Source organism: Polyangium jinanense (assembly GCF_028435365.1).
In genome coordinates, this window is sequence record NZ_JAGTJJ010000004.1 from 374,800 (window position 1) to 387,673 (window position 12,874).

Consider the following 12,874-nt stretch of genomic DNA (forward strand, 5'->3'; position numbering starts at 1 on the left):
ACACGTGTGTCATGGGAAAACGCGGTAGACCTGAATGCGGCTTTGACGTGCCCGCCAAGCGGCCCGAGGTTCCCGGGCATGAGGCTGTCGCGCAGCGCGATTTCCGGTCTGGTCGTTTCGTCCCTCGTAACGCTCGCCGGATGCGGAGCGAATTCCGCGCCCACCGAACGCAACGAGACCTCCCTCGTCGGGAATGATGTCGAGCCCTCGTGCCCCGCGCCCAGCGCTTACGCGGGCAGGCTCGACGACACCTTCGGCGTGAACGGAATGGCCCGGGTGAGCTTTGGCGCCGCCGACGACGGAGCGTTTTTTGGGCTCGATGTCGCGGGCGATCGAATCCTTGCGGCGGGCTGGGCCGCGGGAGGGCTCGGGGGCGTTCGTTTCCGCCTGGCGCGGCTCACCACGTCCGGGAGGCTCGATCCGACGTTTGGTGGCAGTGGCACGCTCGGCACAGGATTCTCGCCGGCGATCTCCGACACCTCCTTTGCCGTCGCCGTCGGTCACCAGAGCGACGGCGGAATCGTCGCGATGGGCCACCGTGACAAGTTCCACGGCGAATCCGCGAACATCGCGCTCATGCGTTTCGAGCCGGACGGGTCGATCGGGGGCTCCGGGTTCGGCACCGACGGGAAGAGCCTGATCGACCTCGGCGGCGAGGAGTCCGTCGCGGATGGCCTGGTTCTTCCGAACGACAAGATCCTCGTGGTCGGTGGGCGCGGCAGCCAGGAGATTCTCATTGCCCGCGCCACCCGGACCGGCGCGCTCGATACCACGTTCGCTGCACCGAAGGGATACGTGACCGTCCCCGTGGGCGTCTCCGCGCACGCCCGATCGGTCGCCCTCGACGCGAGCGGCCGCATTCTCGTGGCCGGCACCGCGGACCTCGACCAGGGAACCATCATGGTCGTGCTTCGCCTGACGGCGGACGGCGTGCTCGATCCCTCGTTCGGCGGCGATGGCGTGATCGAAGCCGGCCGTGACACGAACCGCGAGCGCGCGGAGTCCGTCGCGCCTTCTGCCGACGGCACCATTGTCGTGGCCGGCGACACCGGAGGGGACAACCCAGATTTCGTGGTCCGCCGCTTCCTCGCGGACGGCAGCCCCGACCTCTCGTTCGGCTCCGAGGGCCGCGCGGAAGGGCCACGCCACGCGGGCAACATGCGAGCCGAGGACATGGTGGTATTGCCCGGGGGGGGTATCCTCGTCGTCGGCAATTCACCAGAAAACGAAACAATCGTCTCGCCCGTCCTCGTGCGGTACACATGCGACGGCCGCGTCGACACCACGTTCGGCGTTCACGGCATCCTGCGCGTATACCTCGGGGAGAACGGGGTCCTGCATACGGTCCGGCTCCACCCGGGCAATCGGGTTCTCCTCGGCGGCGCCGATGTGGGGATGACCCCGGGGCCGGGGACGTATGGAGTGGTCGTTCGCATGTGGATGTGACGAAAAGAAACGGGCTCACGCGAAGAGACACATGTGATAAGGAACGGCATGCTCCCTCTGCCGACCGTGGATGCGGCGCTCCCCACGATCCACCGGCTCCTCGTCCGGTTCGACGAGGCGCTCACACGGCTCGGCGGTCGTCCGAGCGCGCTCGAGCTCGAGCGGCCGACGTTCCTGGTCCACGAGGCCCTGTCGGGGCAGTCCCGCGAATTCCACAGCCACGCGCACGTGCTCACGCTCACGGAGGGGATGGGCCCGATCGAGACGCTCGCGGGCATCTTCCACGACGTCGTGTACGTGCAGGTGGATCAGGGTTTTCCCCGGATGGTGAGCGACATCCTCCGCCCGCTGCTCGCGTCCGTGGACGGGACCGGTTACCGGATCGGCCTCGGCGTGCTGGAGGACCCGGCCACGGCCCTCGTGGCCCGCATCTTCGGCCGCGAGCCCGGCGACGAGCTCACGCCGCTGACCGGCCTGAACGAGCTCGCGAGCGCCTTCGTCGCCGTCAAATGCCTGTCGCCGTTCCTGCCGCATCGCCACCTCGCCGAGATCGCCGCGGGCATCGAGGCGACGATCCCGTTCCGCGAGACGGCCGCGTTCGATCGCCTGGTCGGGCGCCTGCGGGAGCTCGGGATCCCCGGGCTCGACGCGAATGCGTGCGAGGACGCGGTGCGCGCGTCGGTGCGGCTCGCGAACCGCGACGTCGAGAACTTCGCCGAGGCCGATCCGGCACGTTTCCTCGACAATACCTGGCGGCTGCTCCCCGAGACGAACCCCGCGCTCCACATGCCGAACGTCTATCGAAACGGCGAGTATCGGCTCGCGCTGCAGCGCATGGAGGCCTTTCTCTCGACCCTCGCCGCCGAGCGCGTCTTTCACGCGTTCCGCGGCGAACCCTCGCCCGAGGTGCATGCAAGGCGAATCGCCCAGGCCCGCCGCAACATCTCGCTCGCGGTGCGATATCTGCGGGCGAAGCTTTATACGATCGCGCTCGTCGAGGCCTTCGCCTGCGCGACGGGCGGCGACGCGCCCATCGAGCTCTTCCTCGGGGGCATTCCGGACGAGAACAACACGAACCCCGTGCGGGCCGAGCTCTTCCTCGAGCGGGCGCCCGATTCCTCGGCGGACCTCGATCCCGTCCTGCTCCGCCTGCTCGAACAGGGCCGTGCGAGCCCTTCGAGCTTCGATCTCGGCGCCTCGCCGTACACCGCGTTCCTTTACCGATCGTTCGGCGAGCGCACGCTGATGGAGCGGCTCGAATCGACGCGGCCATGGATCCGCGGACGGGTGCCGGCGCGCGATTGGCTGGCCACACAGGCTTGCCCGCCGGTCGCCGCGCTCGCCCGCGCCATCGCCCGCGTGACAATGACGAGGCGCGAGGCGCTCGAAAAGCTCGCGGACGGGATGAGCCCACGGGTGGGCTGAACGAGGACGCCAGGCCTCCGGCGGCTGACTGACGCGAGGCGTCGTTCTCAGCGGGGCGCGATGGCATTGACGTGACTCCCTGGACACGCGTAGCCTAAAAATGCCAAGCGGGATCTCGCGCGGGTTTTTCCCCGGCGGCGGCCCCCGCGAGGACGAGACGTCCCCATGAGGTTTCGCACGATTCGACGCCTGCTCGCGGCTACGGTTCTGGTGGGTGGCCTCTTTGCCATCTCCAGCGCGGACGCGGCCGTTCCCCTGACGATCACCAACCAGGGACGGCTCTTCGAAGCGGACGACACGCCGATCAGCGGCGAGCTCACCGTGACCTTCGCGATCTACGACGCGACGGACGCGCAAACGCCGCTCTGGAGCGAAGAGCACAAGGTCGCCTTCGACGAGGGGTTCTACTCGGTCTCGCTCGGCTCGATCGTTCCGTTTGGGGACAAAGTGTTCAACGGCTCGGTCCGGTACCTGGGGATCACGATCGACAGCGAGCCGGAGCTCCAGCCGCGCGCGCCCATCCAGAGCGTGCCGTATGCGCTGCTCGCGAACGACGTGAACGGGGACATCCACCCGACGAGCGTCACGATCAACGGGACCGAGGTCATCAACAACAACGGCGAGTGGGTCGGTCCGCCGACGGGGCTCATGGGGCCGACGGGTGCGACGGGTCCGCAAGGTCCGGTCGGCGCGGATGGCGCGATAGGCCCCGCGGGTCCGACGGGCGCCATGGGGCCGGTGGGTCCGGTAGGTTCGACGGGCGCGCAGGGTCCCGTGGGTCCGATTGGACCTATGGGACCGATGGGTCCGGCGGGCGCGATGGGTCCGGCCGGTCCGATAGGACCGATGGGCCCGGTAGGCCCGACGGGCGCGACCGGCGCGACCGGCGCGGTGGGTCCTGTGGGTCCGATGGGGCCGACCGGCGCGATGGGTCCGCAAGGGAATGTAGGTCCCACCGGCCCAGTTGGACCTATCGGTCCGCAGGGTGCGACTGGTCCTCAGGGTGACGTCGGACCCATGGGACCGACAGGCGTAATGGGTCCGCAGGGAGATGTGGGTCCCACCGGCCCAGTTGGACCTATCGGTCCGCAGGGTGCCACCGGTCCTCAGGGTGACGTCGGACCCATGGGACCGACAGGCGCAATGGGTCCGCAGGGAGACGTAGGTCCCACCGGCCCAGTTGGACCTATCGGTCCGCAGGGTGCCACCGGTCCTCAAGGTGACGTCGGACCCATGGGACCGACAGGTGCGATAGGTCCGCAGGGAGACGTAGGTCCCACCGGCCCAGTTGGACCTATCGGTCCACAGGGTGCGACCGGTCCTCAGGGTGACGTCGGACCCATGGGACCGACAGGCGCGATGGGTCCGCAGGGAGATGTAGGTCCCACCGGCCCAGTTGGACCTATCGGTCCGCAGGGTGCGACCGGTCCTCAAGGTGATATCGGACCCATGGGACCGACGGGTGCGATGGGTCCGCAGGGAAGCGTGGGTCCCACCGGCGCCACCGGCGCGATGGGCCCGCAAGGTCCCGCGGGTGCGACGGGCGCGACCGGTGCTGTAGGCCCGCAAGGTCCCATCGGTCCGACGGGCGCAACCGGCGCCGTCGGTCCTGTCGGCCCGCAAGGTCCCGCAGGTGCCACCGGCGCGACGGGAGCCATCGGTCCTCAAGGCCCCATCGGCCCCACCGGCGCCCAAGGCCCGCAAGGCCCCGTGGGCGCCACCGGCGCACAAGGCGCGCAAGGTCCGGCGGGCCCCGCCGGCGCCACCGGCGCCCAAGGCCCTCAGGGCATTCAGGGCCCGATCGGCCCGACCGGCGCGCAAGGCCCCGCAGGCCCGGCCGGCGCCACCGGCGCACAAGGGCCGCAAGGTCCGCAAGGCGCCCAGGGTCCGATCGGCCCGCAAGGTCCTGCCGGCTCCGCCAACATCAATGGCACGGTCAATACCGTCATCAAATTCACCGGCGCCACGACCGGCGGAAACTCGAGCATCACCGACGACGCCACCACGGTGACCACCACCGGCCGGTTCGACGTCACGGGCGGCGCGGGCACGGTCTACGACACGGCGTCCATCGAGGTCCGCACGACCGCGACGCCGCGCATCTCCTTCCACTGGCCTGGCGTCGTCGCCTCGCAGCTCGGCATGGGCAGCGACGGCATTATTCGCACCTACAATAACCCCGGCACGGGCTACGAGCAGTTCGCCGCGTCGAACATCCACGCGAACGGTTATCTGCGCATCGCCTCCAATGCCGACGGCGCTGGCAACATCCGGTTCACCGCGGCGAACCCGTACATCGTCGCGAGCTCGTACGTCATCGTCCCCGGCGGCGCCTATTTCAACTCCGGCACGGTCTACTTCACGGCACAGGCGCAGTTCCGCGGCGGCATCCACAACGACACGGCCCCGTATCTGCAGTACGACGGCGGCACGTCGGGCATCAACTACTTCCCCGGCACCCTCGGCATCGGCACGGCGGGCCCGGCCGAGCAGGTCCACGCGACCGGCAACATCCGGGCCGACGGAATCGTCTACTGGGGCAATGGCCTCACGCGGACGGAGACGAAGGACAACGCCGACGCGACGGGCTCGCGCAGCGGCTTTTTCGAGACCTCCGCGCCGTCGAACTACTATCCGAATGCGTCGGGCTGGCAGCACCTCATCGACGTGCGGCATTCGAATAACGGCAACAACTACGCCATGCAGATCGGCGGCAGCTTCTTCGACCAGGATCTCTGGTTCCGCAAGACGAACAACGCCGGCAACACCACGTGGTCGCAGCTCATCGGCGCGGGTCCGAGGCCGTGCACGGCGCCGTTCAACGCCTACGGTGTCACCACCAGCACGACCCTCGGAGGCATCGCGCGCTCGAACACGATCTGCGTGACGCCGTTCTTCTCCCCGCAGACCTTCAACAACGCGCAGAACGTCTGCGCCGCGCTCGGCGGGCACATCGCGACCTACAACGACACCTACAGGATCTTGCAGGTGTATGGCGCGGCGGGCCAGCTCTACAACGGCGATTGGCTCGGGAACCGCGCCGGCGACGACGACGCCTATTGCGTCAACAATACGAGCAACATCAGCAACTTCGAGGGCGAGTGCGACAAGAACGACAGCCGCTTTTTCCGTTGCGCCAACAGCTCCAACTACAATGAATGACAAGGCCGGGCGCGCGAGGATCGTCTCCATCGTCGCGCTCGCGGGCCTCCTCGTCGGGGCCGCTCTGTTCGTCCGTTCGCGCTTCGCCGAGGCGCCGGAGACGCGAGATCCGGCGGCGAGCCCCGTGGGCGTCGAGCAGGCGCCCGTCGCGTCGCCGGTGACGACGAGACCAACGGCGATGGGGGCGACGAACGTGACGATCCCGGAGCCCGCGAGCGCTTTGCCTGGAGAAACACGGAAGCCGCTCGAGCCGGACGATTACGTGCGAAACGGCTCCAAGGAGCCCCTCATGCCGCGCGAGCTCCGCGTCGATGTCGAGCTCTCCCCGCGCGGCCCGCTGACGGCGGAGCCACTCGTCCCGCACGTCCTCGAGGCGAACGCCGAGCTCTCTCCCCGCGGCGCCATGACCACGGAGCCGCTCCCACCTCGCGTCCTGGAAGTCCAAGCTGCGCCCGCCGAGCGCTGAAACAACCGTGTCGAGTGGTCTTTTCTCCCGACCGCCTCGGGCGTAGAACGGCCCTCCGATGATCCCGAGGCCCCTCGCCCGCGCCTTCCGGCTGCCTTCGCTCCTCCTTTGCACCGCGATGCTCTGGGCCTGCGATCGCACCCCCGAGCTCGCGCGGCAGCACCTCGCGCAAGGCGACGTCGCCCTCGAAGCCGGCCGTTACCCGCAGGCCCTCGCGGCGTACGGCCACGCGCGCGAGCTCGCGCCCACGGACCCGGACGTGCAACGCGCCCTCATGCGCGCGCGCGTCCACCTCATCGCCGAGAGCGCCGCGCGTATCGCCCCCGAGGCCATCGACGACGCTCGTTATGAGGCCCAACTCTTGCTCGACACGGACAAACCACGCGCGGCCGTGTATCTGACCGCGCTCGGTAACATCCTGGCTCGACAGGGCGACGCCGAGGGGGCCAAGGCGAAGTTTATCGAGGCGCTCGCGATCGATCCGGCCTCGCCGCTCGCGCATACCGCGCTCGGGCTCGTTTTGATGAGCCGCAAAGAAGACGCGGCGCGCGCGAAATCGGAATTTCAGCTCGCGCTGAAGGTGAAGCCTGCCGATGCCGGAGCGCTCGTGGGGCTCGGGCAGATCGAGCTTGCCGAGGGGGACATCGCGGGCGCGGCCGAGCACCTCGAAGCGGCGCTCCGAATCGCGGAGAGCTTCGACGCGCGTTTGGCCCTCGGGCGCGCGCGGGCGAAGCAGCAGAAGAACGTCGACGCGATCTTGCATTTCCAGCGCGCGGCGGAGCTCGATCCGAAAAGCGCCGACGCCATGGGTTCGCTCGGCCAGGCGCTGCTCGGCGCGGGCAAACTCGAGGACGCGGAGCGCGCGCTCCGGGCCGCGATGCAGATGCGCCCCGTTCCGGAGACGGGAAATGCGCTCGGCTTTGCGCTCGTGCGGCAAAAAAAGGCCGCGGCCGCGCTCGACGTCTTCCGCGGCGTGCTCGCGAGCGACGCGACCTCGGCGCCCGCGCTCCTCGGGGCCGGCATCGCGAGCGAGGATCTCGGGGAAAAGGAGCAAGCGCTCGGCTCTTACCAAAAACTGCTCGCGCTCACACCGAGCGGCCCCGACGGGCGTTTGGTCGCGGATCTGCAACGACAAGCGCAAAGCCGCGTCACGGCGCTCTCGGCGGCGCCGGCCGCGTCCGCGTCGGCCTCGGCGGGCCCGGCTCCTGCGCCGCGCCCGAACGAAAAGCGAAGCCCTTGACCGCCGACAAACGGTTGACGCGACAACCCGGAACGCGCCGAGGTTTGTCGTTTCGGATTCCTCCGCTCCGCGTGAGCTGCTAGCGTTCGTCGCTGCGCCGAACGGCGCGAGGGAGGTCTCCGTGATCAAGGGCGTTCACGCGATGTTTTACAGCAGCGAGGCCGAGGCGATGCGCGCGTTCCTTCGCGACAAGCTCGGCCTCCCGCATACCGACGTCGGCGAAGGCTGGCTCATCTTCGACCTCCCGGAGGCGGACATCGGCTGCCACCCGACCGAGGGCCGCCCGCCCACGGGCACGCACAACGTCTCGTTTTATTGCGACGACATCCACGCAACGGTGGCCGAGCTGCGCGGCCGCGGCGTGGAGTTCAAGGACGAAATCACGGATCGTGGGTATGGCTTCGTGATTCACTTCGTCATGCCGGGCGGCGTGGAGGTCGAGCTCTACCAGCCCCGGTACCAGAAGCGTTAGTTCGTGACCCTTCCAACCTCTTCGCGGACATGGTAAACGAAGAGGCCATGACGCGGACGAAGAAGGCTCTGGTCGCGGTGGCCGCGCTCCTCGTGGCGGGGGGCGCGGCATTCGTGGGGTGGATGGGCCCGCGCAACGTGATCGGCATGTTGCGGTACGATCAGCGGGAGGAAGGGCGGCTCAAGGTCGGCGACGCGGCGCCGGACGTGGAGCTCGTCGCGCTCGCGGAGGGGCGGCGGGAGAAGCTCGCGGCGTACATCGGGGAAAAGCCGCTCGTTTTGATCTTTGGCAGCTTCACATGACCGCCGTTCCGGCGCTCGGTCGAGCGTCTGAAGGCGATGTCCGGGCGTTATGGCAAGAGCGCCCGTTTCCTCACCATTTACATCAAGGAGGCCCACCCGACCGATGAATGGCAGATGGATGTGAACGAGCAGCACAACGTCTGCTACCCGCAGCCGCGGAGCACGGAGGCGCGCGTCGCCATCGCCGCCGATTTCGTGAAGCGATTCCAGTACGACATCCCGCTCCTCGTGGATCCGATCGAGAACCCCGCGAACGCGGCGTATGCGGCCTGGCCGGAGCGGCTTTACGTGATCGACGAGAAGGGGCAGGTCGTTTACAAGGGCGGCATGGGCCCGTTCGGGTTCCACCCGGAAGAGGTGGAGGCCTGGCTCGCGCAAAGGTTTCCGGGGGACGCACAGGGCTCGTCCGCTCCGGTCTTGCAGTAGCACCCCACCTTCGAGAGCAATGTGGAGAGGTCGACCGGCTTCTCCAAAAGGCAGGCGGCGCCGAGGGACTCCGCACTCCGGGCGCCCCTGCCAGCCCCCGTGACGATGATGACCGGAATGCCGGCGAGCCCGGGATCGCGCACCTGCTCGGCCCGGAACGCCCAGCCGTCCATCACCGGCATCATGAGATCGAGGAGGATCACGCACGGCGCTGCCTCGCAATGCAGGCGGCTCAACGCCTCGTTGCCGTTTGCGGCCGTCGAGACCTGATAACCGGCGCTCTCCAGGACGAAACGCGTCGTCTCGAGGATATCGGGGTCGTCGTCGACGACGAGGACGTTGCTGGTGCTCAAGGTAAGGGTCCTCCTACGTTGCAAGGGAGCTCCACGGTGAAGGTCGACCCGCTGCCGAGCAGGCTATCGGCCCGGACGGTGCCTCCCAGCGCCTCGACGATACTGCGGACGATGTAGAGCCCGAGCCCCAGCCCGCCGTATGCCTGCGCGGACACGGCGCGCTCGAAGCGCTCGAAAATGCGCGGGAGGCACTCGGGAGGAATCCCGATTCCGTGGTCGGTGACGACGATCCGGCCGGTCCCGATCGGCGCCTCCTCGACGGAGATCTCGATGGGCTTGCCCGCGCCGAACTTCAGCGCGTTGGAGAGGATGTTCGTCACGACCTGCTCGAGCTTGCTCCGATCCCAGAGGCCCATGACAGGCTGCTCCGAGTGAAACGACAGGGGGGAGCGGACGCGGGCAGATTCGACCTCGAAGCGCTGCACCACCTCACGGACCAAGGCCACGAGATCGAGCCGCTCGAACTGGAACGAGAGGCGCCCCGCCTGGATCCGCGAGACCTCGAGGAGCTCCTCGATGAGCCGGGTCAGCCTCGTGATCTGCCGCTCCGCCAGGCCGAAGGCGCGGAGCGTGGCCTCGGGCGTGGGCGACACGACGCCTCGGGTCAACGCCTGCACCATGAGCTGGAGCGAGGCAATGGGCGTGCGGAGCTCGTGCGATGCAATGGAGAGGAACTCGTCCCGCAGCCGGACGGCCTCTTGAAGTTGACGCTCGCTGGCCTGCAGCCCCTCGATTCTCGCGCGGGCTTCTCGGGCGAGCCGAGCGTCGAAGTCGCACAAGACCCGGAGGTCTGCCTCGACCACGTCACGGAACTGCAAGAGGAGGCGCTCGTAGAGCTCGCTGTAAGCGTTTTCCTTGGTATCCAGGACGCAGATCGTGCCGAAGACCTCCCCGCTCGGCCAGGTGATGGGAAAACCGAGATACGAGACCATTCCCAGCTTGATGTCGGGATTGCACTTCCATTTCTCGTCGACCAGGGCGTTGGGAACGAGCAGCCGCTCTTTTGTCGACATCACGGTCTCGCAGTAGAGCCCGGTGTCGAGCGCCGCCTTCTCGCCATGTTCGTAGGGATTTCCCTTGGATTCGCTGGCGACGAGGACGCCGATCTCCGGCGGCTCGACCTTCATGATCAGGGAGGCAGGGACCCGTACGATGTCGGCGACGAGATTGACGACCCCTTGCCACTTTTGAATGAGCTCGGACGGTATTCGGGTATCGCCGAAGCAGGCAGGCGAGCGCATGGGGTCATCGGGCGGCTCGATGGAACTTTTCACCAACCCTTCTCCTGAACCAGGTGGCTCATGTCTGCTTCGGAGAGGCGGTTGTCAACCCGCGCGAGCGCTCAGCGGACGCGCAGCGCCGGGTGCTCGTCGCCGACGGCGGGCACCGGCAAAATCCCGTTTTCGACCGCGCCATCGTCACTTTCGGGCTCGCAAAGATACACCGCGATGGCGCCGAGCGGCTGGTGCGTATCGACCCGCGACCATCCCGCGGGCACGGTTCGTCGATCCTCCTGCCACTCCACCGCGACCTCACCGACGGCCGCAGCCTCCAGGATCCCGCGCCCTCCCTCCGTGCCGAGCGAGGTGACACGCGCGACCTCGACGTCGTGCGCGCCCTCGGCCGCCTCGACGCGCAATCCGTGGCGGCGCAGGTGCTCGGCGAGCGCGGGCGGGACGAGGTAAGCGCGGGGTCGATCGACGACGACCGTGCCCACGAATCGCCCCAGATAAGGGATCTTCACGGAGACGGGCGCGCCGTCGAGCGTGCGAGGCGAACGCGTGAGGACCAAGGCCGGCGCTTCCATGCGATCGAGGCGATACCGCACGGCGACCTTCTCCGGCGGCGCGGCGCTCGAGGCAATGACCTGGCGAATGTCGTCAGCATGCTTGGCGGCCCAGGAGAGCGTCTCGATCTGCCACGCGGTCGCGGTACGGACACGCTCCTCGAACGGCAGGTAGCTATAACATTCGAGCAGCAGATCGAGCCGGTTCGTGAGGCCGCGGTAATTCGAGCCGAACCGCGGGTGGTGCGGGTACGTCATCCAGCCGAGGCCCACGGCCGATGCCGCGTCGACCTCACCGCCTGCGTCGAGCACGCGCTCGTCCTCGACGAAATTGCCATACCAGCCGCTCTCGAACCCGCGCGCGCGCACGGCGGCGATGACCTCCGGGACGAGCCGCTGGCGCATGAAATCGATCGGCTCGCGCCGGCCCGATTCGACGGTGTGGGGCACGTCGACGGTCATGTGGAAGCGGTGCACCGAGCCGTTCGTCGCGTGGTTGTCGATCGTGAGGTCGGGCGCCCACGGAATGCAGACGTTATTTTGCAAGGCCCGCATCTCGGACGCGGCCTGGCGCATGTAATCGCGGTTCAGGTTGATGCCCTGGCTCTGCGTGCGGGTCCCGACCACGGGGCCGAGTTGGCCGGTGAGCTTTTTCAGATCGAGCCGTCGATTGGCGGGATCGAGCGCGTCGTTGCCGTCCGGGTTGAAGAGCGGGACGACGAGCAGCGTGATTGTGTCGAGCCAATCGGGGTGGCGGCCGTCGAGCAGGTCGCGCACGAGCGCGAGGCTCGCCTCCTTGCCCTCGACCTCGCCGGGATGGATGCCGTCGAGCATGAGAACGACGGGGCGCTCGCTGCGCCGGGCCTCCTCGGGCGTGCGGACGTGGTCCTTCGAGAGGATCAAGAGGGGCATCTCGCGGCCGCCGGGCGAGGTGCCGAACGTCGTGACGTGGAGGCGCGGGTCGTTCCGCGCTTCGAGCGCGCGCACGAAGCGCATCACGTCGGCGTGGAGGGAGGTCTCGCGGAAGGAGGTGGACTCGGCGCGGGTGAGCAGCATGCGGCGTGAGGTAGCACAGAACGCCGGGCGCGTGGATGCGGCCCGTCGTTATGCCGCCGCGAGAAACTAGAGCTCGGCGAGCTTTTTTCCGCCCGAAGCCTGCTCCTCGATCGGCGGAGGTGGAGGCGGGGGCGGGGGCGGCATCCCGGGGAACATGGCCGAGCCGAGCAAAAGGCCAATTCGGCCCATCGAACGAAACGAATGGAGCAGGCGACGGACGAAGCGCCGCCAGGCTCTCCTTCGAGGGCGTTCAGCCAAAGGCGACATCGCTTTCTCCTTGCTGTGGAATTGAAGGCCGCGGAAAAGGCCGTCGAATTCAGCAAAGGAGAGCGCAATGAAGGAGCCAGCGATCCGCGGGGACGAACGGGACGCTCGGATCGGCCGGGAGAGGCGCCGTGGCCCGGACGAACGAGGCCGCCTTCGCGGGCCGGGTCTCGATCCCAGCGCGCGGCGCCTCGGCGTTTTCCGGCGCGACCTCGTGCGCCGCCGCGGCGACCTGCAGCGCGGTCGCGGCATACGCGACGAAGACCACCGTGTCCGGAACGACCTGCGCATGACGCGCCGGTGCGGCCGGCAGCATCAGCATGAGGCAGGCGAAAAGCACGCGGAGCGCGCGCACGATTCGCCAGGGGTGCCGATGCATGGGGGCATCGTAAGCCTCGATTCGCCCCCACGCAACACTTGCCGCGCACGACGGCTCGGCATGCCGCAAGAACCTCTCCGCCACGCCATGGACAGCC

At 68.3% G+C, this 12,874-nt stretch carries 12 protein-coding genes; 7 read left to right on the forward strand and 5 right to left on the reverse strand.

Translation table 11 applies throughout. The features are described 5' to 3' along the window. Positions 1–78 precede the first annotated feature (78 nt). The 7 genes from KEG57_RS12895 (at position 79) to KEG57_RS56445 (ending at position 8,939) form a co-directional block, all read left to right on the forward strand. Positions 79–1,446, forward strand: coding sequence for a hypothetical protein (locus tag KEG57_RS12895; protein WP_272419809.1), 1,368 nt, complete (start codon positions 79–81; stop codon positions 1,444–1,446). A gap of 48 nt (positions 1,447–1,494) precedes the next feature. Then, a complete protein-coding gene (locus tag KEG57_RS12900; RefSeq protein WP_272419808.1) occupies positions 1,495–2,871 on the forward strand; it encodes a hypothetical protein in 1,377 nt (458 codons plus the stop codon). A gap of 165 nt (positions 2,872–3,036) precedes the next feature. Next, positions 3,037–6,033, forward strand: a complete 2,997-nt coding sequence (locus tag KEG57_RS56440; protein WP_504968471.1) for a DUF8740 domain-containing protein — start codon at positions 3,037–3,039, stop codon at positions 6,031–6,033. Then, complete coding sequence (locus KEG57_RS12915; RefSeq protein WP_272419805.1) at positions 6,026–6,499, forward strand: hypothetical protein; 474 nt, start codon at positions 6,026–6,028, stop codon at positions 6,497–6,499. The genes KEG57_RS56440 and KEG57_RS12915 overlap by 8 nt, the downstream gene beginning before the upstream one ends. A 58-nt stretch (positions 6,500–6,557) precedes the next feature. Then, positions 6,558–7,739, forward strand: coding sequence for a tetratricopeptide repeat protein (locus tag KEG57_RS12920; protein ID WP_272419804.1), 1,182 nt, complete (start codon positions 6,558–6,560; stop codon positions 7,737–7,739). Positions 7,740–7,860: 121 nt separating this feature from the next. After that, positions 7,861–8,211: a VOC family protein gene (locus KEG57_RS12925; protein ID WP_272419803.1), complete on the forward strand. Its 351-nt coding sequence runs from the start codon at positions 7,861–7,863 to the stop codon at positions 8,209–8,211. Between the two features lie 47 nt (positions 8,212–8,258). Continuing rightward, on the forward strand, positions 8,259–8,939 hold the full coding sequence (locus tag KEG57_RS56445) for a deiodinase-like protein (RefSeq protein WP_465251810.1): 681 nt from the start codon (positions 8,259–8,261) through the stop codon (positions 8,937–8,939). Here KEG57_RS56445 and KEG57_RS12940 read toward each other — a convergent pair. The 5 genes from KEG57_RS12940 to KEG57_RS12960 all read right to left on the reverse strand — a co-directional run bounded on the left by KEG57_RS12940 (position 8,828) and on the right by KEG57_RS12960 (position 12,777). Next, on the reverse strand, positions 8,828–9,292 hold the full coding sequence (locus KEG57_RS12940) for a response regulator (protein WP_272419800.1): 465 nt from the start codon (positions 9,290–9,292) through the stop codon (positions 8,828–8,830). The two genes, KEG57_RS56445 and KEG57_RS12940, sit on opposite strands and share 112 nt — an antisense overlap. Next, a complete protein-coding gene (locus KEG57_RS12945; RefSeq protein ID WP_272419799.1) occupies positions 9,289–10,566 on the reverse strand; it encodes a GAF domain-containing sensor histidine kinase in 1,278 nt (425 codons plus the stop codon). The genes KEG57_RS12940 and KEG57_RS12945 overlap by 4 nt, the downstream gene beginning before the upstream one ends. A gap of 68 nt (positions 10,567–10,634) precedes the next feature. Then, positions 10,635–12,134 (reverse strand): M14 family metallopeptidase, encoded by a 1,500-nt coding sequence (locus KEG57_RS12950; RefSeq protein ID WP_272419798.1) that lies wholly within the window; start codon positions 12,132–12,134, stop codon positions 10,635–10,637. Between the two features lie 66 nt (positions 12,135–12,200). Further along, entirely contained in the window at positions 12,201–12,323 is a 123-nt protein-coding gene (locus KEG57_RS12955) for a hypothetical protein (protein WP_272419797.1), read from the reverse strand. A gap of 127 nt (positions 12,324–12,450) precedes the next feature. After that, positions 12,451–12,777, reverse strand: a complete 327-nt coding sequence (locus KEG57_RS12960; protein WP_272419796.1) for a hypothetical protein — start codon at positions 12,775–12,777, stop codon at positions 12,451–12,453. Positions 12,778–12,874: the final 97 nt, after the last annotated feature.

Coding starts and splice junctions, on each gene's coding strand:
- KEG57_RS12895 (WP_272419809.1), top strand. CDS start 79: ATGAGGCTGTCGCGCAGCGCGATTTCCGGTCTGGTCGTTTCGTCCCTC.
- KEG57_RS12900 (WP_272419808.1), top strand. CDS start 1,495: ATGCTCCCTCTGCCGACCGTGGATGCGGCGCTCCCCACGATCCACCGG.
- KEG57_RS56440 (WP_504968471.1), top strand. CDS start 3,037: ATGAGGTTTCGCACGATTCGACGCCTGCTCGCGGCTACGGTTCTGGTG.
- KEG57_RS12915 (WP_272419805.1), top strand. CDS start 6,026: ATGAATGACAAGGCCGGGCGCGCGAGGATCGTCTCCATCGTCGCGCTC.
- KEG57_RS12920 (WP_272419804.1), top strand. CDS start 6,558: ATGATCCCGAGGCCCCTCGCCCGCGCCTTCCGGCTGCCTTCGCTCCTC.
- KEG57_RS12950 (WP_272419798.1), bottom strand. CDS start 12,134: ATGCTGCTCACCCGCGCCGAGTCCACCTCCTTCCGCGAGACCTCCCTC.
- KEG57_RS12955 (WP_272419797.1), bottom strand. CDS start 12,323: ATGGGCCGAATTGGCCTTTTGCTCGGCTCGGCCATGTTCCCCGGGATG.
- KEG57_RS12960 (WP_272419796.1), bottom strand. CDS start 12,777: ATGCATCGGCACCCCTGGCGAATCGTGCGCGCGCTCCGCGTGCTTTTC.